Consider the following 24,335-nt stretch of genomic DNA (forward strand, 5'->3'; position numbering starts at 1 on the left):
AAAATTATCAGTTTCATCATATAAGATTTGACTGCATCCAGGGCGAGCAAGGTGAATTAGTTTTTGAACCCAGTGACGTTGAATATTACTTTGAACCAGTGACGATACAGGAGTCAGGAACCAGCATATTAAAAAATGAGTTAGAAAACAGTGAGGACGGTGCGGGTCAAATAGGCTTTCAACTCTCCAATGATGGTACGAATGAAATCCAGTATGGTAAAAGCAATTACTACTCTTTTCAGCATCCCCATGAAGGAAGTAATCAGATTCCTCTATTTATTCGCCCGCGTACATATGGAAACAATGTCTCAAGCGGGCAAATAATGAGCCGAGTCAAAATCGTGGTAATGTACAACTAATCTATCTCCCCCACCTTAACTTTGGGGGAGCTGCCGATTAACGCACCGCTGGACTAAAAAGCGCAGAATAATCCGTATTGCAGATTCGCTGTACCGCCGGGTGCTGAATCATCCGCTCAGCAAAAATAGCATGGTACTCTTCCATCACATTCTCGACGCGACCAATTTCTACGACAGTTTTATCGGCATAAAAATCATATGCATAAAGCGTTGGGGCAACGAAGATTGCATTGTGCATCGCACCAAAAGCTTTCATCAAAGCGGCATCATCAAACTCGCCGAGGATTTCTACGTTTAATCCCTGGGAGTTAAACCAGTTAAGCAATTTGCGCCCTAACATTGAACGTCGCCCAGGAATCAAAAGTCGCCGTTCTTCCAGACAAGCCGGGAACGGTTTTTCTGGTGGTGGATTTGTACACCAGAAACTCACGCCACATTCGCCAATTCTCACGGAGAACAGGCCTTCCTGCTGCGTAGAGTCTATCGGACAGTCAGAAATGATCATATCCAGTTTATGCTGACTTAATTGCTCCAGCAGCATTTCGTGGGTGGATTCGAAGCAGCGAAGATGAATGGGCTCGCCTTCTACCACTGCGGCGTTAAGTACGCTACTGACCAGGCGTTTGGAAAGTGCATCAGCCACGCCAACGTCAAACAATAAATTGGATTCTTTGCGATAGTTCACAATATCCAGCATTTCCTGGCTTAAGGTGAACATTTTATCGGCATAGCGATAGACCAGTTCTCCCAGCTCGCTGGGTTCGAGACCACGTCCCTTGCGTTTAAATAATTTGCCTTGCAGGCGCTCTTCCAGCGCTCGAATCTGTCCGGTAATGGTTTGTGGAGTTAAATAAAGCGCCTCCGCTGCGCCAACCACGGAACCTTCTTTATAGACATGCCAGAAGTAATACAAGTGGTTGTAATTGATATGAGACATGCTCATTTCTCTCCCTGATAACAATGAAAAGGGAGCCGTTTATGGCTCCCCGGTAAACCGTCCTGTCAAACTGATGGACGCAAACGAACGCGTAACCAGCTGTATCCAATTACCGCCGAAGAGATAGAACCGACCAGGATACCGAGTTTCGCCCAGTTAATCAGTTCTGGATCTACGCTACCAAAGGCCAGGCTGGCAATAAAGATAGACATAGTAAAACCGATACCGCACAGGATCCCCACCACCATAATTTGCTGATAAGTCGTTCCCTCAGGCAGATGCGCCAGTTTCAAACGCAGCGCCAACCAGCAGAACAGACTAATCCCCAGCGGTTTGCCAATCAGCAAGCCAGCGATGATCCCCAATGGCAGAATGGAGGTCAAGCCATCCAGCGTGACGCCTTGCAGTGAAACGCCAGCATTAGAAAATGCAAACAGCGGCAAAATCAGATACGCCACCCACGGGTGCAACACATGCTCCAGTCGCTTCGCTGGAGAACGCCCATGCTTCTCTTTCAAAGGAATAAAGAAGCCGACAATTACCCCCGCCAGAGTTGCGTGAACCCCCGATTTCAACACCGCAGTCCACAACACCACGCCAACAAGAATATAGACGCCCGTGCGGCGTACACCACACAGATTCAATACCGCGAGTACCGCAATTGCTACAGCCGCGACGCCAAGAGAGGCCATCGATAAGTCATTAGTGTAGAACAATGCGATGATAATGATGGCCCCAAGATCGTCGATAATAGCCAGAGCCATCAAAAAGATCTTCAGCGCTAACGGAACACGACTTCCCAACAGCGCCAGTACACCAAGTGCAAAAGCAATGTCAGTAGCCGCCGGGATCGCCCACCCTTCGCGGGTAATCGGATCGGCATAGTTAAAAGGCAGATAGAGTAATGCCGGCACAATCATCCCACCAATAGCGGCGATAACTGGAAATGCGGCCTGGCGTAAGCTGGCTAGCGATCCTTGCATCAGTTCACGTTTAACTTCCAGACCGACTAACAGGAAAAATACCGCCATCAGCGCGTCATTTATCCATAACAGCATGTTTTTGTTGATTTCGAGTGAACCAACCCGGAGCTGAACCGGCGTCTCCAGAAAGTCGTGATACCATCCACTGGTTGCGCCGCTGTTGGCCATAATCATCGCCAGGATAGCGGCAATGATAAGAATAATGCCTCCCGAGGCATCACTGCTAAAGAATTGATGCAGATGTTTCACTTTTTATTTCTCTTTCAGGTGAATAGATCGTTTTTACTATTTTACCCCGCACGAATCATCGTTAAAATCAGATTATAGTGTAGGAATAATTCGTTTTTTACGAGCTATTGAAGAATTTGCGCCATCAGCGGTGAGATGCGTTTTTGACGGCTGTAAGCGCTCACGAGTGACCCTAAGCCCAGATAATCATAGCTTAAGGTGAGGATTCCTGAGGGATTAATTAGGAAAAGTAATAATTAATTTGTTGTCAGTCGGCGATGCTTGTTAGGCCAATATTTCAAAAATAATCCAGCTTGTCGTCAATAATTGCGATGAAGAGATAAATTAAAGTTAAATAATTAAATCATTAAAAAATTACGCCACAAAAATGCGAGGCGTCTTCAGGATTAGAATCGATAAAACAAAATGGGTTAAAGAGAGCGATATAATAGCGGCGGGTGCTTGAGGCTGTCTGTCTCAGGCATTAGCTGAACGGCAGATAGAGAAAAGCCCCGAGTGATATTTTACCATCAACCCGAGGCCTCCTATATGCTGAACACATGTAGAGTGCCTCTTACTGACCGTAAGGTCAAGGAGAAGAGAGCAATGAAGCAGCATAAGGCGATGATTGTCGCCCTGATCGTCATCTGTATCACCGCCGTAGTGGCGGCGCTGGTGACGAGAAAAGACCTCTGTGAGGTTCACATCCGAACTGGCCAGACGGAGGTTGCTGTTTTCACGGCTTACGAATCCGAGTAAGAGCAACGGCGGGGAGTGATCCCCGCCACTTTACAGGTGCTCGCATATCTTCAACGCACCCTATTTTTACCCAGGCCTGCCCACGGGCAGGCTTTTGGGGAGGTTAGCGGGTCAGGTCGTCAAAAAACTTCTTCACACCATCAAAGAAGCTCTTTGAGCGCGGGCTGTTGTGCTCGCCGGTTGGGCCACCGAAGCTTTCTTGCAGCTCTTGCAGCAGCTGTTTCTGCTTTTCGTTCAGGCCTACCGGTGTTTCGACGACAACGCGGCACAGCAAATCACCCTGTGCACCACCGCGGACAGACTTGACGCCTTTACCGCGCATACGGAATAGCTTACCGGTCTGGGTTTCGCCAGGCACTTTCAGTTTGACGCGACCATCAAGGGTCGGTACTTCGATTTCGCCACCCAGCGCCGCCATAGCGAAGTTGATCGGGACTTCGCAATACAGGTTGTTGCCTTCACGCTCGAAAATCGGGTGCTGTTTAACCTGAACCTGAACGTACAGATCGCCTGCCGGTGCGCCATGCTCGCCCGCTTCACCTTCGCCCGCAAGACGGATGCGGTCTCCAGTGTCCACCCCTGCCGGGATTTTAACGGACAGCGTTTTGCTGCGCTCAACACGACCATGACCATGACATTTGTTGCACGGATCTTTGATCAGCGTACCGCGGCCCTGACAGTGTGGACAGGTCTGCTGTACAGCGAAGAATCCCTGGCGCATCTGCACCTGACCAGAACCATGACAGGTCGGACAGGTCTGCGGCTGTGTACCTGGTTTTGCACCGCTACCGTGGCAAACGTCACACTCTTCCAGAGTCGGAATGCGGATTTCTTTGGTCACGCCACGTACAGCTTCTTCGAGGGTGAGCTCCATGTTATAGCGTAAATCAGCACCGCGCGCCGCACGTTGACGACCACGTCCGCCGCCAAAAATATCGCCGAAAACGTCACCAAAAATATCGCTGAAGTCTGCGCCGCCGCCAAAACCACCGCCGCCCATGCCTCCTTGCTCAAACGCAGCATGACCATACTGATCGTATGCCGCACGTTTTTGCGAGTCGGTCAGAACTTCATAAGCTTCCTTGATCTCTTTAAATTTCGCCTCGGCCTCTTTGTCACCCTGGTTACGGTCCGGGTGGTATTTCATGGCCAGGCGTTTGTAGGCCTTTCTGATTTCACGCTCTTCCGCTGTTTTGGAAACGCCTAAAATCTCGTAATAATCTTGCTTAGCCATCTTTTTTAAATTGCCCCTAGATGAATGCACGGGCGGAGAGGAAATTCCCCTTCGCCCGTGTCAGTATAATTACCCGTTTATAAGGCGATTATTTTTTGTCTTTGACTTCTTCAAATTCAGCGTCGACAACATCGTCATCTTTCGCGTTGTTTGCAGAAGCATCAGCACCGGCAGTCTGCTGCTGGGCATGTTGCTGCTGGGCGATTTCCATCAGTTTCTGGGAAACCTGTGCCAGTTCCTGCATTTTCGCTTCGATAGCGGCTTTGTCTTCACCTTTCAGAGCAGTTTCCAGTGCAGTCAGCGCAGACTCGATAGCAGTTTTGTCGTCAGCCGGCAGTTTGTCGCCTGCTTCTTCAACCTGCTTACGGGAGCTGTGCAGCAGATGGTCGCCCTGGTTGCGAGTCTGTACCAGCTCTTCAAACTTACGGTCAGCTTCGGCGTTAGCTTCTGCGTCGCGTACCATTTTCTGGATTTCATCTTCGTTCAGACCAGAAGAAGCCTTGATGGTGATCTTCTGCTCTTTACCGCTGTTTTTATCTTTCGCGGAAACGTGCAGGATACCGTCAGCATCGATATCGAAGGTAACTTCGATCTGCGGCATGCCGCGCGGTGCCGGGTTGATACCATCTAGGTTGAACTGACCCAGAGATTTGTTATCAGCCGCACGTTTACGTTCACCCTGCAGCACATGGATGGTTACCGCAGACTGGTTGTCTTCAGCGGTAGAGAACACCTGGCTGTGCTTGGTCGGGATAGTGGTGTTTTTCGCGATCAGCGTCGTCATCACACCGCCCATGGTTTCGATACCCAGAGACAGCGGGGTAACGTCCAGCAGCAGTACGTCTTTTACGTCACCAGTCAGAACACCACCCTGAACAGCAGCACCGATTGCTACAGCTTCGTCCGGGTTAACGTCTTTACGCGGCTCTTTACCAAAGAACTCAGCAACTTTCTTCTGAACCATTGGCATACGAGTCTGACCACCAACGAGGATAACGTCGTCGATATCAGATACGGACAGGCCAGCATCCTGCAGTGCAACTTTCAGCGGCTCAATGGAACGGTTTACCAGATCTTCAACCAGGCTTTCCAGTTTCGCACGAGTCACTTTGATGTTCATGTGTTTCGGACCGGTCGCGTCTGCAGTGATGTATGGCAGGTTAACGTCGGTCTGCTGAGCGGAAGACAGTTCGATTTTCGCTTTTTCTGCCGCTTCTTTCAGGCGCTGCATTGCCAGCGGATCGTTGCGCAGGTCAATGCCCTGATCTTTCTTGAATTCTTCAACCAGATAGTTGATCAGACGGCTGTCGAAGTCTTCACCACCCAGGTGGGTATCACCGTTGGTTGCCAGAACTTCGAAGGTTTTTTCGCCGTCAACTTCGTCGATTTCGATAATAGAAATATCGAAAGTACCACCCCCCAGGTCATAAACCGCGATAGTACGGTTGCCAGTGCCTTTGTCCAGACCGTAAGCCAGCGCAGCTGCGGTCGGTTCGTTGATGATACGTTTTACTTCCAGACCAGCGATACGGCCTGCGTCTTTGGTTGCCTGACGCTGAGCATCGTTAAAGTATGCCGGTACGGTGATAACAGCTTCAGTTACCGGTTCACCCAGGTAATCTTCAGCGGTTTTCTTCATTTTTTTCAGCACTTCAGCAGAAATCTGCGGCGGTGCCATTTTCTGGCCTTTAACTTCGACCCATGCGTCGCCGTTATCAGCAGCAATAATTTTGAACGGCATGATGGAAACATCACGCTGTACTTCTTCGTCCTGGAAGCGGCGGCCAATCAGGCGTTTAATCGCAAACAGGGTGTTTTGCGGGTTCGTCACTGCCTGACGTTTAGCCGGCTGACCAACCAGAGTTTCACCATCCTGGGTATAGGCAATGATAGAAGGCGTGGTGCGATCGCCTTCGGCGTTCTCCAGCACGCGAGGAATGGTGCCATCCATAATCGCTACACAAGAGTTGGTAGTACCCAGGTCGATACCAATTATTTTACCCATCTAAACGTCTCCACTATATATTCGGTCATCATGTGGTTGTGAGTCTGTAATAGGGGCGAAACGTCTGGTTTCAACTGCCCAATTTCATTTTTTTGCAGACTCACTCACTGCGGTTGACTACTAAATGGGGTCGTAACCCACGTCATCAAGGGGGAGATGCAAAAATTTTTTGTGCTTTTGCGCAGAAATTTCGCGATATGGCAGGACAAGACGTAAAATTGACAGCAATTTTATTCATATAAAGAATGAATCGCAGCCAAGGCATTCATCAAAAAATTGTAATAAAAAGAAAAGATTACGTGCCTGAATCTTCTCTTTATCAGCAGTAAACTAGTGGGTATTCATCCCCCTACCTCTTCCCACTAAGAGAATCCTTATGAAATCCGTTTTTACGATTTCCGCCAGCCTGGCGATTAGCCTGATGCTGTGCTGCACGGCGCAGGCAAACGACCATAAACTCCTCGGCGTCATTGCAATGCCGCGTAACGAAACCAACGATCTGGCGCTGAAACTTCCTGTTTGTCGCATTGTGAAACGCATACAACTCTCTGCCGACCATGGCGATTTACAGTTAAGCGGTGCATCGGTTTATTTCAAAGCCGCCCGTAGCGCCAGTCAGAGCCTGAATATTCCTTCAGAAATAAAAGAAGGGCAAACCACTGACTGGATCAACATTAACAGCGATAACGACAATAAACGCTGCGTCTCAAAAATCACCTTTTCCGGTCATACGGTGAACTCATCGGATATGGCCACGCTGAAAATTATCGGCGACGACTAACGCCAGAATATAGAAGCCACAAAAAATGAATGTTAATTACCTGAATGATTCAGATCTGGATTTTCTTCAGCATTGTAGTGAGGAACAGTTGGCAAATTTCGCCCGATTGCTCACCCATAATGAAAAAGGCAAAACTCGCCTCTCCAGCGTACTGATGCGCAACGAACTGTTTAAATCGATGGAAGGGCATCCCGAGCAACATCGCCGCAACTGGCAGCTGATTGCCGGAGAATTACAGCATTTTGGTGGCGATAGTATCGCCAACAAACTGCGCGGACACGGTAAATTGTATCGGGCCATTTTGCTCGATGTTTCAAAGCGATTGAAGCTGAAAGCCGACAAAGAGATGTCTACGTTTGAAATTGAGCAACAGTTACTGGAACAATTTCTGCGTAATACCTGGAAGAAAATGGACGAGGAACATAAGCAGGAGTTTCTGCACGCGGTCGATGCCAGGGTGAATGAGCTGGAAGAGCTGCTGCCGCTGCTGATGAAAGACAAATTATTGGCAAAAGGTGTGTCGCATTTGCTTTCCAGCCAACTGACCCGCATTTTACGCACCCACGCAGCAATGAGCGTACTTGGGCATGGTTTGCTGCGCGGAGCGGGGCTGGGAGGCCCTGTGGGCGCAGCATTAAATGGGGTTAAAGCGGTCAGCGGCAGCGCCTATCGCGTGACGATTCCAGCCGTACTGCAAATCGCCTGCCTGCGCCGGATGGTTAGCGCCACTCAGGTCTGATACCGGAAACCGGGGAAAATTTTCATTTTCCCCTCAAAAGATCGTAGACACTGCCCCACTGGCTGATTATTATGCCGCGCCCTGAAAACACTACAGTTATTCAGGGAAATTATTTCACCATTCATTCGATGATGATTTTTGAGGAATTATGGGCAACACTAAGTTGGCTAATCCGGCACCGCTGGGCCTGATGGGCTTCGGCATGACCACCATTCTGCTTAACCTGCACAACGTGGGTTATTTCGCTCTGGACGGTATTATTCTTGCCATGGGCATTTTCTACGGCGGCATCGCGCAAATTTTTGCTGGTCTGCTGGAGTACAAAAAAGGCAACACTTTCGGTTTAACCGCATTCACCTCTTACGGTTCTTTCTGGCTGACGCTGGTTGCGATTCTGCTGATGCCGAAACTGGGTCTGACCGATGCGCCAAATGCACAGTTCCTTGGTGTCTACCTGGGTCTGTGGGGCGTATTTACGCTGTTTATGTTCTTCGGCACTCTGAAAGGCGCACGCGTCCTGCAATTCGTTTTCTTTAGCCTGACCGTGCTGTTTGCCCTGCTGGCGATCGGTAACATTGCCGGTAATGCCGCGATCATCCACTTTGCCGGCTGGATTGGTCTGATCTGCGGTGCCAGCGCAATCTATCTGGCGATGGGTGAAGTGCTGAACGAGCAGTTTGGTCGCACCGTTCTGCCGATTGGTGAATCCCACTAATTGTCTTGAGATCCCCCCGCTCGGGGGGATTTTTTTATTCGCTAACGTCGCGTCTTGCACTCTTCGGTCTGAATGCAGCAACCACTTCTGGTGCCGTTTCAACGTATGGCCCTTCCAGCAACTGAATGCAGTACGGTACGCTGGCAAAAATACCATGCACCACAACGTTACCCTCAGCGTCCTTCACACCTTCCAGCGTCTCTTTAATAGACTTCGGCTGACCGGGTAAGTTAAGGATCAGCGCCTGTTTGCGAATCACGCCCACCTGACGCGAAAGGATCGCAGTTGGTACAAAATGCAGGCTGATCTGGCGCATCTGTTCACCAAAGCCAGGCATCTCGCGGTCCGCTACTGCCAGCGTCGCATCGGGCGTTACGTCACGACGCGCCGGGCCAGTTCCGCCCGTGGTGAGCACCAGATGGCAACTCATTTCATCCACCAGCTCACACAACGTTTGCTCGATGATCGCCTGCTCATCGGGGATTAAGCGGGTTTCCAGTTCAAACGGCGTGGTTAGCGCCGATGTCAGCCATTCTTCCAGCGCTGGAATGCCTTTATCCTGATAAACGCCGCTGGATGCGCGATCAGAGATGGAAACTAAGCCAATACGTAAAGTATTCATCAAGATTTTTCCGTTTAAACAGTCTCGTTAAACAGAATGATACACTGCGAAGGGAGTGACAGACAGGCTTCAGAAGAGGTAGCGTGACCGACTTCCCGGTCACGCTAAGAATGATTACAGCAGATCGCCGATCATTTTTTCCAGTTTTTCCTGGTCAATAGCAAACTTACGGATACCTTCCGCCAGTTTATCTACTGCCATTGGATCCTGGTTGTGCTGCCACAGGAACTCGGACTCAGTGATACGCGCCGGACGCGCTTTCACTTCGCCGGTGTAAGACAGTTTACGTTCGATAGCCCCTTCGCTCTCCGCCAGCTCTTTCAGCAGTGCCGGTGCGATGGTCAGACGGTCACAGCCTGCCAGTTCCAGAATTTCGCCGATGTTACGGAAGCTTGCGCCCATAACCACGGTTTCATAACCGTGCTCTTTGTAGTACTGGTAGATTTCAGATACAGAAACCACGCCCGGATCTTCTGCCGGAGCGTACTCTTTCTTATCGGTATTCGCTTTGTACCAGTCAAGAATACGGCCAACAAACGGCGAGATCAGGAACACGCCCGCCTCCGCACAAGCACGAGCCTGAGCGAAGGAGAACAGCAGGGTCAGGTTACAGTTGATACCTTCTTTTTCCAGCTGTTCTGCAGCACGGATACCCTGCCAGGTAGAAGCCAGTTTGATCAGAATACGATCGTTGCTAATACCTGCATCGTTGTAGAGTTTGATCAGGCGTTTTGCTTTCGCAATTGACGCTTCGGTGTCATAGGAAAGACGCGCATCAACTTCAGTTGAGATACGGCCCGGAACCAGTTTCAGGATTTCCAGACCAATATTTACTGCCAGTTTGTCGGTCGCGTCCACGATCTGCTGCGCGCGATCGTTGCTCTGCTGTTTCGCCCAGGCGACAGCATCATCAATCAACTTACGGTATTCCGGAATCTGCGCTGCGTTAAGAATGAGAGAAGGGTTGGTTGTGGCATCCTGCGGTTGATACAGCTTCATTGCCGCGATGTCCCCAGTGTCGGCCACTACGGTGGTGTACTGACGAAGGGAGGTCAATTTGTCCGTCATGATAGTATTTCTCTTTAAACAGCTTGTTAGGGGGATGTAACCGGTCTGCCCTGATGATATCACGACGCAACGTCAGCGCAACCGCCGACAAGACGGTTATCGCCAGGCGAGACTGTTTCGGATTTCTGACACTGCGTTGATATCGCCCGCCATTTTTATACAAAACCTCATGTATGCTACGCAGAAGTTATCAAGTACCTCGTAGCGTATATACTTCTTAAACAATTGGTAACGTTTACACAGGAAAGTCATCGCGACCGGCAATAAGAGGGATATGCATGCCAGATTTTTTCTCCTTTATTAACAGCGTCCTTTGGGGATCGGTAATGATTTACCTGCTCTTCGGCGCAGGTTGTTGGTTCACTTTTCGCACCGGATTTGTGCAGTTTCGCTACATCCGCCAGTTTGGCAAAAGTCTTAAAAATAGCATTCATCCACAGCCAGGCGGTTTAACCTCATTTCAGTCATTGTGTACCAGTCTTGCGGCGCGCGTGGGTAGCGGCAACCTGGCCGGCGTTGCGCTGGCAATTACCGCCGGTGGACCAGGTGCCGTCTTTTGGATGTGGGTTGCTGCGTTTATCGGCATGGCGACCTCGTTTGCCGAATGTTCCCTTGCACAACTTTATAAAGAACGTGACGTCAATGGGCAGTTTCGTGGCGGACCGGCATGGTATATGGCGCGCGGGCTGGGGATGCGCTGGATGGGCGTTCTGTTCGCCGTCTTTTTGCTCATCGCCTACGGCATAATTTTCAGCGGAGTTCAGGCGAACGCCGTTGCCCGAGCCCTGAGTTTTTCTTTTGATTTTCCTCCGCTGGTGACGGGCATTATTCTCGCTGTCTTTGCTCTGCTGGCAATCACTCGCGGTCTTCATGGCGTCGCCCGGCTCATGCAGGGGTTTGTCCCGTTGATGGCGATAATCTGGGTACTGACCAGCCTGGTGATTTGCGTAATAAATATTGGGCAACTTCCCCACGTCATTTGGTCTATTTTTGAGAGTGCTTTTGGCTGGCAGGAAGCGGCAGGCGGCGCGGCGGGATATACCTTAAGCCAGGCGATTACTAACGGTTTTCAGCGCAGTATGTTTTCCAATGAGGCGGGAATGGGATCGACGCCAAACGCGGCAGCGGCAGCGGCAGCGGCAGCGGCAGCGGCAGCGGCATCCTGGCCTCCGCATCCGGCAGCACAAGGGATTGTCCAGATGATTGGCATTTTTATCGACACCCTGGTCATCTGTACGGCAAGCGCCATGCTGATATTACTGGCGGGTAACGGCACAACCTACATGCCGCTGGAAGGTATTCAGCTTATCCAGAAGGCGATGCGGGTGCTAATGGGTTCCTAGGGTGCTGAATTTGTTACCCTCGTGGTTATTCTGTTTGCCTTCAGCTCCATCGTTGCCAACTACATTTATGCCGAAAACAATCTCTTCTTTTTACGCCTGAACAACCCTAAAGCGATCTGGTGTTTGCGGATCTGCACCTTCGCAACGGTCATCGGCGGCACCTTGCTAAGCCTTCCGCTGATGTGGCAACTGGCAGATATCATAATGGCCTGCATGGCTATTACCAATTTGACCGCCATTTTACTGCTCTCGCCTGTGGTTCATACCATTGCCAGTGATTATCTACGCCAGCGTAAACTCGGCGTGCGCCCGGTGTTTGATCCGTTGCGTTATCCGGATATCGGTCGCCAGCTTTCTCCGGACGCGTGGGATGATGTTTCGCAGGAGTAATCACAACTATCGATCAACTCATTCTCTTTTTTTGCTAAAGTCGGCATAAATTTCCTGCAAGGACTGGATATGCTGATTCTTATTTCACCTGCGAAAACGCTTGATTACCAAAGCCCGTTGACCACCACGCGCTATACGCTGCCGGAGCTGTTAGACAATTCCCAGCAGTTGATCCATGAAGCGCGGAAACTGACGCCTCCGCAGATTAGCACGCTGATGCGCATCAGCGACAAACTGGCGGGTATCAACGCCGCTCGCTTTCATGACTGGCAGCCAGATTTCACGCCGGCGAATGCCCGCCAGGCGATTCTGGCGTTTAAAGGTGATGTCTACACCGGCTTGCAGGCCGAAACCTTCAGCGAAGACGATTTCGATTTTGCCCAACAGCATTTGCGAATGCTTTCCGGCTTGTATGGCGTACTGCGCCCGCTCGATTTAATGCAGCCTTATCGTCTGGAAATGGGGATCCGTCTTGAGAATGCCCGAGGGAAAGATCTGTATCAATTCTGGGGAGATATCATCACCAACAAGCTGAACGAGGCGCTCGCAGCACAAGGCGATAATGTGGTGATTAATCTGGCGTCAGATGAGTATTTTAAATCGGTGAAGCCGAAGAAATTGAATGCCGAGATTATCAAGCCGGTGTTCCTCGATGAGAAGAACGGCAAATTTAAGATCATCAGCTTCTACGCTAAGAAAGCACGCGGTCTGATGAGTCGTTTCATTATTGAAAATCGGCTGACCAAACCAGAGCAACTGACTGGTTTTAATAGCGAAGGTTACTTCTTTGATGAAGATTCCTCCAGCAATGGCGAACTGGTGTTTAAACGCTACGAGCAGCGTTAAGTTTGTAGTCAATGCCGGATGCGGCGTGAACGCCTTATCCGGCCTACAAAAGCATGCAGATTCAATATATTGCAGAATTAACGTAGGCCTGATAAGACGCGCCAGCGTCGCATCAGGCGCTGAATGCCGGATTGTTACCCGGCATTTGTCATTTAGCGGTGATGTTTGCCTGGACCATGACCGCCGTGATGATCATGAGGAGCTTTCTTATGGTGGCGCGGCGGTGGCGGCGGTCCGTGTGGGTGCCAGCGATTGCCTCGCCATTCATAATGTTGTTTCCACCAGCCGTGGTCGCGCCAGTGACCTCCATCCCAGTAATAGCCACGATTATCACGATCGCCTATCTGTAATTTTACTGACGGGACTAACGTAATTTCCGCAGCCTGTGCTGCCATGGGAGCGACCAGAACCAGGGAAAGTGCGAGTACGATAGATTGCATCTTTTTCACAGGTTACTCCTTTTATCATTGCCCGTTATGGGTCGATATCCGGAGATTACGCGATGAGAACGACGGTTGTTATTCTCCGCAATCCTAATCTCTAAGTTACCGCATTTATTGATAATTTCTCCTTTTTCCCTGTCGTTTTTCTCCATAATTTCTTCATAAAAAAGCCGGGCTGCATAAAAGCAAACCCGGCCTGATTGAGATAATGAATAGATTTTACTGATGATTCATCATCAATTTACGCAACGCAGAAAAATCGGCGGGCAGATTATGTGAAAGCAAGGGTAAATCAGCACGTTCTGCCAGCTCTTTTGGCAGATCCAACGTTTCACCGAGAATCGCTTCCACGCTCTCTTTAAATTTCGCCGGATGCGCGGTGCCGAGGAACAAGCCATATTCGCCTGGATTCAACTGGTCACGCAGCGCACGATACGCTACGGCAGCGTGCGGCTCCGAGGTGTAGCCCAGTTCTTTTAACTCACGCATTGTCTGTTGCGTGGTTTCATCATCCACGGCTGCATAACCCAGCTCTTTCAGTTGCCAGATTTTGCGGCGGAACAACTCTTCCACACGCGGCCAGTTGTTCGGCTGACTCACGTCCATCGCGTTGGATAACGTCGCCTGAGTCGCTTTGGGTGACCACTGACCGTCGTGCAGGAAACGTGGCACGGTATCGTTCACGTTGGTCGCAGCAATAAAACGTTTCACCGGCAGACCGAATGACTTCGCCAGCAGACCCGCCGTCAAATCGCCGAAGTTTCCGCTTGGCACCGAGACAACCAGCTGGTTGCGCGCCTCCTGCGGCAGCTGCGCAACAGCTTCAAAGTAGTAGCAAATCTGCGCCAGCAAACGGCTGATGTTAATCGAGTTAGCCGAGTTTAACCCCAGCGCCACTTTCAGTTCTTCATCATCAAACGCCTGCTTCACCAGCGCCTGACAGGCATCGAAATCGCCGTCGATGGCAACCGTTTCGATATTGCCGCCCAACGTACAGAACAGTTTTTCTTGCAGTGGACTGATTTTGCCTCGTGGATAGAGGATAACCACTTTCACATTCGGCAAACCGTAGAAAGCATGAGCCACTGCAGCTCCGGTATCACCGGAGGTCGCGGTCAGAATGGTCACTGGCTTATCATCCGCAATATGGGTCAGCATTTGTGCCATAAAGCGACCGCCGAAATCTTTAAATGCCAGCGTTGGCCCGTGGAACAATTCCAGACAACCGACATCGCTTTCAACATTGGCGACCGGAGCCGGGAAGGCAAACGCCGCGCGCACGCGCTCTTCCAGGATTTCCTGTGGGATTTCATCACCAATAAACGCCGAGAGGATCTTCGCACTGCGGGTGACAAAATCCAGCTTCAGCATCTCATCAATTTCAGTCAGGCTGAATTCCGGCAGGTCGTGCGGAAAAAACAGCCCCTGATTTTTGCCCAACCCCTGGGTTACGGCTTGCGCAAAGCTGACCTGCTCGTTGTGATCTTTCAGATTGTAGAGTTTCATTTAGTTTTCCAGTACTCGTGCGCCCGCCGTATCCAGCCGGCAAATATGAACAAAACCTTCCTGATTTTGCAGGTAGTTCTTACCCAACCAGTCGGCAACGCGCTGGGCGGTATCCGGCTTGTCACATAGAGCGAACAAGGTCGGGCCGGAGCCGGAGATACCGCTCGCTACCGCGCCGATTTCCGCGACCGCCTGCCGCGCCTGCCGGAAGCCAGGCAGTAACCGTTCACGGTAGGGTTCAGCGATAACATCTTTCATCAGCTTCGCGGCAAGCTCAGGCTGACGGGAATAGCAGGCGTGAATGAAGCCAGCCAGATGTCGCCCGTGCGCAATGCAATCCTGGCGGCGATACTGCGCCGGTAAAATAGCCCGGGCTTCTGCCGTCGAGACTTTAATTCCCGGATACGCCAGCACCCACAGCCACTCATCAAACCCTGGCACTTGCTGGCTGATGATGTCGTTTTCTTCGATCATCAACTGCATACCACCAAGAAAACACGGTGCCACGTTGTCGTAATGAATGCTGCCGGAGATACGTCCTTCCAGCTCGCCCATCAAAGCCAGCAAACGAGTGTCATTAAGCGGCTTGCCGCAGTGTTCATTCATCGCCATCAGCGCCGCGACCACCGAACAGGCGCTGGAGCCTAAGCCCGAACCGATCGGCATATTCTTTTCCAGAGTCATCGCCACTGGAATTTGCTTGCCAAGCTCCTGGCAAAAACGCTCCCAGCACTGATAAACGATATTTTCCCGTGGTTCTGACGGCAGCTTATCGGCAAAGCGTCCGAGGTTGTTGAGACTGAATGTCTCTGCCGCCTCAACCGTGACTACATCTCCGAGCAATGCACCATCAACGGGTGCCACCGCCGCCCCGAGCACATCAAACCCGACGCTCATATTGGCACTGGAAGCCGGGGCATAAACTTTAACCATGTCAGACTCCTAACTTCCATGAGAGGGTACGTAGCAGATCGGCAAAGACACCGGCAGCGGTAACGTCATTGCCCGCACCATATCCGCGCAGCACCAACGGCAGCGGCTGATAATAGTGGCTATAAAAGGCCAGGGCGTTTTCGCCATTTTTCACTTTGAACAGCGGATCATTCCCATCCACTTCGGCAATCTTCACGCGGCAGACACCATCTTCATCAATATTGCCAACATAGCGCAAAACTTTTCCTTCATCACGGGCCTTCGCCACGCGCGCGGCAAAGAGATCGTCGAGCTGTGACAGATTCGCCATAAAAGCGGCAACATCACCCTCGGCGTTAAACTCTGCGGGCAGCACAGGTTCAATTTCAATATCCGCCAGCTCCAGTTCACGTCCCGTTTCACGAGCGAGAATCAATAGTTTACGCGCCACATCCATACCAGAAAGATCATCTCGCGGGTCCGGTTCGGTATAACCCATTTCCCGCGCCAGCGTGGTCGCCTCGGAGAAACTCATGCCTTCGTCTAACTTGCCGAAGATATAAGAAAGCGAACCTGAAAGAATGCCGGAGAACTTCACCAATTCATCACCTGCATTGAGCAGATTTTGCAGGTTCTCAATAACCGGTAATCCAGCCCCAACGTTGGTGTCATAGAGGAATTTACGCCGCGATTTTTCCGCCGCATAACGCAACTGATGATAGTAATCCATCGACGAGGTGTTGGCCTTTTTGTTCGGCGTGACAACGTGGAAACCTTCGCGCAGGAAGTCGGCATATTGATCCGCCACTGCCTGGCTGGAGGTGCAGTCAACAATGACCGGGTTCAGCAGATGATATTCTTTCACGAGGCGAATTAAGCGCCCGAGATTAAACGGCTCTTTGGCTTGTGCAAGTTCTTCCTGCCAGTTTTCCAGATTAAGGCCATGCACACTAGTGAGCAGAGCCTTCGAGTTGGCAACGCCGCAGACACGTAAGTCGATATGTTTATTCTTCAGCCAGCTTTGCTGACGCTTCAGTTGCTCCAGCAGCGCACCGCCAACGCCACCGACGCCAATCACAAACACTTCGATAACCTGATCGGTATTGAACAGCATCTGATGAGTAACGCGCACGCCAGTGGTCGCATCATCGTTATTTACCACGACAGAGATTGAGCGTTCAGAAGATCCCTGAGCAATGGCGACAATGTTGATATTGGCGCGGGCCAGCGCGGCAAAGAATTTCGCCGAGATCCCACGCAAGGTGCGCATACCATCACCTACCACCGAGATAATGGCCAGCCGTTCCGTCACCGCCAGCGGCTCCAGTAAGCCTTCTTTCAGTTCCAGGTAGAACTCTTCCTGCATTGCCCGTTCAGCTCGCACACAGTCGCTTTGTGGAACGCAGAAACTGATACTGTATTCGGAAGATGATTGCGTAATCAGCACCACGGAAATACGGGCGCGTGACATTGCAGCAAAGACGCGCGCCGCCATGCCAACCATCCCTTTCATCCCCGGGCCGGAAACGCTGAACATTGCCATGTTATTCAGATTGGAAATGCCCTTGACCGGTAATTCGTCTTCATCACGGCTGGCACCAATGAGCGTACCTGGTGCTTGAGGATTTCCGGTATTTTTAATCAGGCAAGGGATCTGGAACTGGGCGATGGGGGTAATGGTGCGGGGGTGAAGAACTTTAGCGCCGAAGTAGGAAAGCTCCATCGCTTCCTGGTAGGACATCGACTTCAACAACCTCGCATCGGGCACCTGACGCGGGTCGCAGGTATAGACCCCGTCAACGTCCGTCCAAATCTCGCAACAATCGGCGCGTAAACAGGCAGCCAGCACCGCCGCGGAGTAGTCGGAACCGTTACGTCCAAGCACCACCAGTTCGCCTTTTTCATTACCGGCGGTGAAACCTGCCATCAACACCATGTGATCAGCCGGAATGCGGCTTGCCGCAATACGGCGGGTGGACTCAGCAATATCGACGGTAGATTCGAGGTAATGCCCCACTGCCAGCAGTTTTTCGACCGGATCGATAACGGTAACGTTGTGACCACGCGCTTCTAACACGCCGGCCATAATGGCGATCGACATTTTCTCGCCACGGCAAATCAGCGCAGCGTTGATGCTATCCGGGCACTGCCCCAACAAACTAATGCCATGCAGGACATGTTTTATTTGGGCAAATTCCTGATCGACGAAAGTTTTCAATTGCGCCAGCGGGAACCCCGGCTGGGCGGCGGCGAGTCCCGTCAAAAGTTCGGCAAAAATACGTTCGGCATCGCTGATATTGGGTAAAGCATCCTGGCCGCTAATGGTTTTTTCAATCATCGCCACCAGGTGGTTGGTGATTTTGGCGGGGGCAGAGAGGACGGTGGCCACCTGCCCCTGCCTGGCATTGCTTTCCAGAATATCGGCAACACGCAGAAAACGTTCTGCATTTGCCACTGATGTACCGCCGAACTTCAACACTCGCATGGTTGTTACCTCGTTACCTTTGGTCGAAAAAAAAGCCCGCACTGTCAGGTGCGGGCTTTTTTCTGTGTTTCCTGTACGCGTCAGCCCGCACCGTTACCTGTGGTAATGGTGATGGTGGTGGTAATGGTGGTGCTAATGCGTTTCATGGATGTTGTGTACTCTGTAATTTTTATCTGTCTGTGCGCTATGCCTATATTGGTTAAAGTATTTAGTGACCTAAGTCAATAAAATTTTAATTTACTCACGGCAGGTAACCAGTTCAGAAGCTGCTATCAGACACTCTTTTTTTAATCCACACAGAGACATATTGCCCGTTGCAGTCAGAATGAAAAGCTGAAAAATACTTACTAAGGCGTTTTTTATTTGGTGATATTTTTTTCAATATCATGCAGCAAACGGTGCAACATTGCCGTGTCTCGTTGCTCTAAAAGCCCCAGGCGTTGCTGTAACCAGTCGACCAGTTTTATGTCATCTGCCACTGCCAGAGTCGTCAGCAATGCCATGACTCGTTCGCGTAAAGCTTGCAGTTGATGTTGGTCTGCCGTTGTGTCACTTTTCGCCGGTTGTTGTATTAATGTTGCTAATTGATAGCAATAGACCATCACCGCCTGCCCCAGATTGAGCGAAGGATAATCCGCCACCATCGGCACACCAGTAAGCACGTCAGCCAACGCTAACTCTTCGTTAGTCAGCCCGGAATCTTCGCGACCAAACACCAGCGCGGCATGGCTCATCCATGAAGATTTTTCCTCTAACAGCGGCACCAGTTCTACTGGCGTGGCGTAGTAATGATATTTCGCCCGACTACGCGCAGTGGTGGCGACAGTGAAATCGACATCGTGTAACGATTCAGCCAGTGTCGGGAAAACTTTAATATTATCAATAATATCACTAGATCCATGTGCGACCCAGCGGGTGGCTGGCTCCAGGTGTGCCTGACTATCGACAATCCGCAGTTCGCTAAAACCCATCGTTTTCATTGCCCGCGCCGCTGCCCCAATATTTTCTGCTCTGGCGGGTGCGACCAGGATAATCGTTATACGCATATTGCCACTCTTCTTGACCAAATAACCGCGAACAGGGTGATCACTGTCAACTTATTACGCGGTGCGAATTTACAAATTCTTAACGTAAGCCGCAGAAAAAGCCCTTTACTTAGCTTAAAAAAGGCTAAACTATTTTCTGACTGCACTAACGGTTTAATTGTTAAAAAATGCTACATATCCTTCTGTTTACTTAGGATAATTTTATAAAAAATAAATCTCGACAATTGGATTCACCACGTTTATTAGTTGTATGATGCAACTAGTTGGATTATTAAAATAATGTGACGAAAGCTAGCATTTAGATACGATGATTTCATCAAACTGTTAACGTGCTACAATTGAACTTGATATATGTCAACGAAGCGTAGTTTTATTGGGTGTCCGGCCCCTCTTAGCCTGTTATGTTGCTGTTAAAATGGTTAGGATGACAGCCGTTTTTGACACTGTCGGGTCCTGAGGGAAAGTACCCACGACCAAGCTAATGATGTTGTTGACGTTGATGGAAAGTGCATCAAGAACGCAATTACGTACTTTAGTCATGTTACGCCGATCATGTTAATTTGCAGCATGCATCAGGCAGGTCAGGGACTTTTGTACTTCCTGTTTCGATTTAGTTGGCAATTTAGGTAGCAAACATGCAGACCCCGCACATTCTTATCGTTGAAGACGAGTTGGTAACACGCAACACGTTGAAAAGTATTTTCGAAGCGGAAGGCTATGATGTTTTCGAAGCGACAGATGGCGCGGAAATGCATCAGATCCTCTCTGAATATGACATCAACCTGGTGATCATGGATATCAATCTGCCGGGTAAGAACGGTCTTCTGTTAGCGCGTGAACTGCGCGAGCAGGCGAATGTTGCGTTGATGTTCCTGACTGGCCGTGACAACGAAGTCGATAAAATTCTCGGCCTCGAAATCGGTGCAGATGACTACATCACCAAACCGTTCAACCCGCGTGAACTGACGATTCGTGCACGCAACCTGCTGTCCCGTACCATGAATCTGGGTACTGTCAGCGAAGAACGTCGTAGCGTTGAAAGCTACAAGTTCAATGGTTGGGAACTGGACATCAACAGCCGTTCGTTGATCGGCCCTGATGGCGAGCAGTACAAGCTGCCGCGCAGCGAGTTCCGCGCCATGCTTCACTTCTGTGAAAACCCAGGCAAAATTCAGTCTCGTGCTGAACTGCTGAAGAAAATGACCGGCCGTGAGCTGAAACCGCACGACCGTACTGTAGACGTGACGATCCGCCGTATTCGTAAACATTTCGAATCTACGCCGGATACGCCGGAAATCATCGCCACCATTCACGGTGAAGGTTATCGCTTCTGCGGTGATCTGGAAGATTAATCGGCTTTACCACCGTCAAAAAAACGGCGCTTTTTAGCGCCGTTTTTATTTTTCAACCTTATTTCCAGATACGTAATTCATCGTCCGTTGTAACTTCTTTACTGGCTTTCATTTTCGGCAGTGAAAACGCATACCAGTCGATATTACGAGTCACAAACATCATGCCGGCCAGCGCCACCACCAGCACACTGGTTCCCAACAACAGCGCGCTATCGGCAGAGTTGAGCAGTCCCCACATCACTCCATCCAGCAACAACAGCGCGAGGGTAAACAACATGCTATTGCGCCAGCCTTTCAATACCGCCTGCAAATAAATACCGTTCATTAACGCCCCAATCAGACTGGCGATTATCCATGCCACGGTAAAACCGATATGTTCAGAAAGCGCCAGCAAGAGCAAATAAAACATCACCAATGAAAGCCCCACCAGCAAATATTGCATTGGGTGTAAACGTTGCGCGGTGAGCGTTTCAAAAACAAAGAACGCCATAAAAGTCAGTGCAATCAGCAGAATGGCGTACTTAGTCGCCCGGTCCGTTAATTGGTATTGATCGGCTGGCGTCGTCACTGCGACGCTAAACGCGGGGAAGTTTTCCCAGCCGGTATCATTGCCTGAAGCAAAACGCTCACCGAGATTATTAGCAAACCAGCTGCTTTGCCATTGCGCCTGAAAACCTGACTCGCTAGCTTCCCGTTTGGCTGGTAGAAAATCACCTAAAAAACTGGGATGCGGCCAGTTGCTGGTTAAGGTCATTTCGCTATTACGCCCGGCAGGCACCACAGAAAGATCGCCGGTACCGCTTAAATTCAGTGCCATATTCAGCTGCAGGTTCTGCTTCCGCCAGTCCCCTTCGGGTAAAGGGATATGCACGCCCTGCCCGCCTTGCTCTAACCCGGTACCGGGTTCAATGGTCAGTGCCGTTCCGTTAACTTCAGGCGCTTTCACCACACCAATACCACGCGCATCCCCGACGCTAATCACAATAAAGGGCTTGCCTAAGATGATATTTGGCGCGTTGAGCTCGCTAAGACGCGAAACATCGAAATCGGCTTTTAGCGTTAAATCACTGTGCCAGACCTGACCGGTATAAATCCCTATCTTGCGTTCTTCCACGTTCTGATTGCCATCAACCATCAATGACTCAGGTAACCAAAAATGGATAAAACTTCGTTTCCGCTCCACGGTTTTATCCTCTTCCTGCACCGTATAAAGCTCGGTCACAGGAATAGCGATAAGCGGCCCAACGAGTTTTTGCGGCCCGCTGGTACTTTGGCGAATCGCATCTTCCACATCGCTACGGTAATCGGCACGTTCGACAATCACTTGCCGAATCAGCATTATCGGAATCAACAACAGCAATACTGCACCAAACAAGGTGGTCATTTTCCAGAACAGGGGGGATTTCAACATAGTCTTCTCCTTTGCAATGGCAGCAGGATACGAAGGCTATGTGGGAAGAATTTGAAGCTATGTGAAGTTACGGTGAAGTCGTAGCGAGGCCAGCACGCCACCTTCCTGCACGTTGCGCAGCGTGACTTCGCCGTTAAACAAACGGGCGACCTCACTGACGAACGCCAACCCCAGACCGCTGCTTTTTTGCCCATTTGCACGCGGCAAAGAGTAAAAGCGTTCAAAAATACGTGACAGCGCGTAGTCAGGAATACCACTACCGGTATCCAGCACCTTAAGCGTGACGTGTTCCTGATCCACTTCGGCGCTTAGCGTTATGCAACCGCTCTCGGGAGTAAAATCGATGGTGTTATCCAGTAAATTCCCCAGCGCCTGATCCAGTAACGCCGGTTCAGCAGCAACATTAACCTCGGTGGGCATAACATGCAAAGTGATGTTTTTTTCTGCCAACTGCACGGTGCGCGCTTCGCTGACGCGGCGAAATAATGCCGCCACATCAACAGCAGTCAGAACGACTTCCTGACGATTCTCCAGTCTTGCCTGGCGTAGTAACGTTTCCACCAGCGCCTGCATTCGCGCATTTTGTGTCAGAATGTTGTCAGTAAAACGAGCCACTACTTCAGGCGGCGGACCTTCGCGTAAAATTTCCGCCACGCCACGAATCGCCGCCAGTGGGCTTTTTAGCTCATGGGTTAACGCATAAACATACTGCTCAATATAGTTTTTCCCTTCCAGCTTCACGCGCATACTTTCCAGCGCCTGCGCGAGTTTACGCAGCTCGCTACTACCGAGATCGGGAAGAGGAACGGGCTTATTGTCAGTGACGGAATCAGCATAGCGAGTGAGCCGGGCAATGGAGCGGTTGATCCACCAAACCATGCCTGCGCCAATCACCAGTGCAATCCCCAACAAAATGGCGCTGGCCCATAAAATTCGCCGCTCGCTGCGTTTAATGACCGGAGCCATCGCCGCGTTCGGTTTGCCTACGCTCAAAACGCCAATAAGCCGCGAGCCGCCCATAATCGGCGCGGCAACATACATCACCGAACTTTCGGGATCGGCAGGATTTTGCAACGTGCTGCGCGCACCATACTGACCACGCAACGTTAGCCAGACGTCATTCCAGCGCGAATAATCCTGTCCAACGGCTTTATTTGCCGAATCGAACAATACTTTGCCATGCGCATCGGTCATATAGACATGATATTCATTGCGCACTTTGTTAATGCCACCAATATTGGCGCGAAACGGGCGATGTTGTAGCTGATTAAACGCCTGCGCCAGTTGCCCATGCGTTGGGTCCCCAGAGAGCAAATCGGGACGCGCCAGCTCCGCAAGTAACGTTGCCGTGTCGATCAACGTCCCCTCCGTTGCTCTTCGCACGCCCGGTTTAACTTCTTTGACAAAAATAGCCAGTACGAACCAGGCCGCCACCGCCACCAGTAAAAAATAGCCCAGCAGCAACCGCATGCCGATACGCATTACAAGCCCCTCAGGCTATATCCCATGCCGCGATGAGTATTAATCGGTGAAAGATCGGGGTTGATGGCGCGCAGCTTGGCACGCAGCGTTTTAATGTGGATATCGACGGTGCGATCGTAGGTGTCCTGCGCATCTTCCCACACGCTATCCATTAGTTGCTGGCGGGACCAGACGCGGCCTAGCGACTTGAGTAACGTCTTCAGCAATAAAAACTCATACCGCGTCAGCGTTAATGGCGTGTCAAACCAGCTGATCTGCGCCGCGGGTTCATTCAATTCAAAATGACCAATACGGATGACGGGAGACGGCGTCGAGAACTTCTTCACCCGACGCAGTAAGGTGCGCACCCTGGCGCACACTTCGCGGGGTGAAAACGGTTTAGCCACATAGTCGTCAGCGCCAATTTCCAGCCCAAGCAGGCGATCGACCTCTTCACTTCGGGCCGTCAGGAACAGTACAGGTAACGCCGGATGGAGCGCCAGTAACTGGCGGCACAATTCAAAGCCACTGATATCAGGCAAACCAACGTCGAGAATCATGACGTCGGGAACCTGCTGGCGAGCTTTATCCAGCACCGGCAAACCTCGCTCAAAGACCTCGACGGCAAAACCTTCCTGCTGCAACATGTAGACCAGCGTGTCGGCTATCCCTTGCTCATCTTCCACTAACCAGACCGTTTCCCGTTGCAT

Annotated in this window: 22 protein-coding genes, 2 pseudogenes and 1 other annotated feature; of the genes and pseudogenes, 8 read left to right on the plus strand and 16 right to left on the minus strand. The window is 50.7% G+C overall.

Annotated features, from left to right (window positions below):
- Positions 1 to 359 (plus strand): annotated as a pseudogene (locus ACUU1I_RS04615) (fimbrial family protein); the annotation flags it as partial.
- Positions 360 to 396: 37 nt separating this feature from the next.
- On the opposite strand, the gene nhaR reads toward ACUU1I_RS04615, so the two are convergent.
- Together nhaR and nhaA are read right to left on the minus strand one after the other, a co-directional pair.
- Complete coding sequence (gene nhaR / locus ACUU1I_RS04620) at positions 397 to 1,296, minus strand: transcriptional activator NhaR (RefSeq protein WP_001338226.1); 900 nt, start codon at positions 1,294 to 1,296, stop codon at positions 397 to 399.
- A 65-nt stretch (positions 1,297 to 1,361) separates the two neighbouring features.
- Positions 1,362 to 2,528 carry a Na+/H+ antiporter NhaA gene (gene nhaA, locus ACUU1I_RS04625; protein WP_000681334.1) on the minus strand — a complete coding sequence of 389 codons (1,167 nt, stop codon included), beginning with the start codon at positions 2,526 to 2,528 and terminating at the stop codon, positions 1,362 to 1,364.
- 585 nt (positions 2,529 to 3,113) lie between these two features.
- Here nhaA and mokC point away from each other — a divergent pair.
- Positions 3,114 to 3,266, plus strand: a complete 153-nt coding sequence (mokC, locus tag ACUU1I_RS04630) for a type I toxin-antitoxin system toxin MokC (protein WP_000809168.1) — start codon at positions 3,114 to 3,116, stop codon at positions 3,264 to 3,266.
- A gap of 103 nt (positions 3,267 to 3,369) precedes the next feature.
- Here the strand turns inward: mokC and dnaJ are convergent, their stop codons facing one another.
- Both dnaJ and dnaK read right to left on the minus strand, forming a co-directional pair.
- A complete protein-coding gene (dnaJ, locus tag ACUU1I_RS04635) occupies positions 3,370 to 4,500 on the minus strand; it encodes a molecular chaperone DnaJ (protein ID WP_001118475.1) in 1,131 nt (376 codons plus the stop codon).
- A gap of 88 nt (positions 4,501 to 4,588) precedes the next feature.
- Positions 4,589 to 6,505: a molecular chaperone DnaK gene (gene dnaK, locus ACUU1I_RS04640; RefSeq protein WP_000516120.1), complete on the minus strand. Its 1,917-nt coding sequence runs from the start codon at positions 6,503 to 6,505 to the stop codon at positions 4,589 to 4,591.
- Positions 6,506 to 6,881: 376 nt separating this feature from the next.
- Here dnaK and ACUU1I_RS04645 point away from each other — a divergent pair, with 376 nt between their 5' ends.
- The 3 genes from ACUU1I_RS04645 (at position 6,882) to satP (ending at position 8,740) form a co-directional block, all read left to right on the plus strand.
- Complete coding sequence (locus ACUU1I_RS04645) at positions 6,882 to 7,286, plus strand: DUF2541 family protein (RefSeq protein ID WP_000843568.1); 405 nt, start codon at positions 6,882 to 6,884, stop codon at positions 7,284 to 7,286.
- Positions 7,287 to 7,311: 25 nt separating this feature from the next.
- On the plus strand, positions 7,312 to 8,025 hold the full coding sequence (gene msyB / locus ACUU1I_RS04650) for an acidic protein MsyB (protein WP_001102367.1): 714 nt from the start codon (positions 7,312 to 7,314) through the stop codon (positions 8,023 to 8,025).
- Between the two features lie 148 nt (positions 8,026 to 8,173).
- Complete coding sequence (satP, locus tag ACUU1I_RS04655) at positions 8,174 to 8,740, plus strand: acetate uptake transporter (protein WP_000528538.1); 567 nt, start codon at positions 8,174 to 8,176, stop codon at positions 8,738 to 8,740.
- A 34-nt stretch (positions 8,741 to 8,774) separates the two neighbouring features.
- On the opposite strand, the gene mog is transcribed toward satP, so the two are convergent.
- Both mog and tal read right to left on the minus strand, forming a co-directional pair.
- Positions 8,775 to 9,362 carry a molybdopterin adenylyltransferase gene (gene mog, locus ACUU1I_RS04660; RefSeq protein WP_001295414.1) on the minus strand — a complete coding sequence of 196 codons (588 nt, stop codon included), beginning with the start codon at positions 9,360 to 9,362 and terminating at the stop codon, positions 8,775 to 8,777.
- Between the two features lie 114 nt (positions 9,363 to 9,476).
- The gene (gene tal, locus ACUU1I_RS04665; RefSeq protein ID WP_000130185.1) at positions 9,477 to 10,430 is read right to left on the minus strand and encodes a transaldolase; all 954 of its coding nucleotides are present in this window, start codon (positions 10,428 to 10,430) and stop codon (positions 9,477 to 9,479) included.
- Positions 10,431 to 10,708: 278 nt separating this feature from the next.
- On the opposite strand from tal, the pseudogene ACUU1I_RS04670 reads away from it, so the two are divergent.
- Positions 10,709 to 12,163 (plus strand): annotated as a pseudogene (locus ACUU1I_RS04670) (alanine/glycine:cation symporter family protein).
- Between the two features lie 69 nt (positions 12,164 to 12,232).
- Positions 12,233 to 13,009: a peroxide stress protein YaaA gene (gene yaaA / locus ACUU1I_RS04675; protein ID WP_000906197.1), complete on the plus strand. Its 777-nt coding sequence runs from the start codon at positions 12,233 to 12,235 to the stop codon at positions 13,007 to 13,009.
- A 152-nt stretch (positions 13,010 to 13,161) separates the two neighbouring features.
- Here yaaA and ACUU1I_RS04680 read toward each other — a convergent pair whose 3' ends face one another.
- The 7 genes from ACUU1I_RS04680 to yjjY all read right to left on the minus strand — a co-directional run bounded on the left by ACUU1I_RS04680 (position 13,162) and on the right by yjjY (position 19,941).
- Complete coding sequence (locus ACUU1I_RS04680) at positions 13,162 to 13,458, minus strand: DUF2502 domain-containing protein (RefSeq protein WP_000738723.1); 297 nt, start codon at positions 13,456 to 13,458, stop codon at positions 13,162 to 13,164.
- 213 nt (positions 13,459 to 13,671) lie between these two features.
- Positions 13,672 to 14,958 (minus strand): threonine synthase, encoded by a 1,287-nt coding sequence (thrC, locus tag ACUU1I_RS04685; protein ID WP_000781046.1) that lies wholly within the window; start codon positions 14,956 to 14,958, stop codon positions 13,672 to 13,674.
- Positions 14,959 to 15,891: a homoserine kinase gene (gene thrB, locus ACUU1I_RS04690; protein ID WP_000241642.1), complete on the minus strand. Its 933-nt coding sequence runs from the start codon at positions 15,889 to 15,891 to the stop codon at positions 14,959 to 14,961.
- 1 nt (position 15,892) lies between these two features.
- A complete protein-coding gene (gene thrA / locus ACUU1I_RS04695) occupies positions 15,893 to 18,355 on the minus strand; it encodes a bifunctional aspartate kinase/homoserine dehydrogenase I (protein ID WP_001264716.1) in 2,463 nt (820 codons plus the stop codon).
- 25 nt (positions 18,356 to 18,380) lie between these two features.
- Positions 18,381 to 18,500, minus strand: a sequence feature (Thr leader region).
- Positions 18,436 to 18,501: a thr operon leader peptide gene (thrL, locus tag ACUU1I_RS04700; RefSeq protein ID WP_001386572.1), complete on the minus strand. Its 66-nt coding sequence runs from the start codon at positions 18,499 to 18,501 to the stop codon at positions 18,436 to 18,438. (Overlaps the previous feature by 65 nt.)
- 213 nt (positions 18,502 to 18,714) lie before the next feature.
- On the minus strand, positions 18,715 to 19,401 hold the full coding sequence (locus ACUU1I_RS04705; RefSeq protein ID WP_025759296.1) for a tRNA/rRNA methyltransferase: 687 nt from the start codon (positions 19,399 to 19,401) through the stop codon (positions 18,715 to 18,717).
- Between the two features lie 399 nt (positions 19,402 to 19,800).
- Positions 19,801 to 19,941 carry a YjjY family protein gene (gene yjjY, locus ACUU1I_RS04710; RefSeq protein ID WP_001303782.1) on the minus strand — a complete coding sequence of 47 codons (141 nt, stop codon included), beginning with the start codon at positions 19,939 to 19,941 and terminating at the stop codon, positions 19,801 to 19,803.
- Between the two features lie 95 nt (positions 19,942 to 20,036).
- Here yjjY and arcA point away from each other — a divergent pair, with 95 nt between their 5' ends.
- Positions 20,037 to 20,753, plus strand: coding sequence for a two-component system response regulator ArcA (gene arcA / locus ACUU1I_RS04715; RefSeq protein ID WP_001194358.1), 717 nt, complete (start codon positions 20,037 to 20,039; stop codon positions 20,751 to 20,753).
- A 58-nt stretch (positions 20,754 to 20,811) separates the two neighbouring features.
- Here arcA and creD read toward each other — a convergent pair whose 3' ends face one another.
- Genes creD through creB form a run of 3 tightly spaced genes read right to left on the minus strand, consistent with a single transcriptional unit; the run spans position 20,812 to position 24,335 of the window.
- The gene (gene creD / locus ACUU1I_RS04720; protein ID WP_000920341.1) at positions 20,812 to 22,164 is read right to left on the minus strand and encodes a cell envelope integrity protein CreD; all 1,353 of its coding nucleotides are present in this window, start codon (positions 22,162 to 22,164) and stop codon (positions 20,812 to 20,814) included.
- A gap of 57 nt (positions 22,165 to 22,221) precedes the next feature.
- Positions 22,222 to 23,646 (minus strand): two-component system sensor histidine kinase CreC, encoded by a 1,425-nt coding sequence (creC, locus tag ACUU1I_RS04725; RefSeq protein WP_001219566.1) that lies wholly within the window; start codon positions 23,644 to 23,646, stop codon positions 22,222 to 22,224.
- Positions 23,646 to 24,335: a two-component system response regulator CreB gene (gene creB, locus ACUU1I_RS04730; RefSeq protein ID WP_001188672.1), complete on the minus strand. Its 690-nt coding sequence runs from the start codon at positions 24,333 to 24,335 to the stop codon at positions 23,646 to 23,648. The genes creC and creB overlap by 1 nt, the downstream gene beginning before the upstream one ends.

This window comes from Shigella sp. SIG3 (assembly GCF_053555855.1).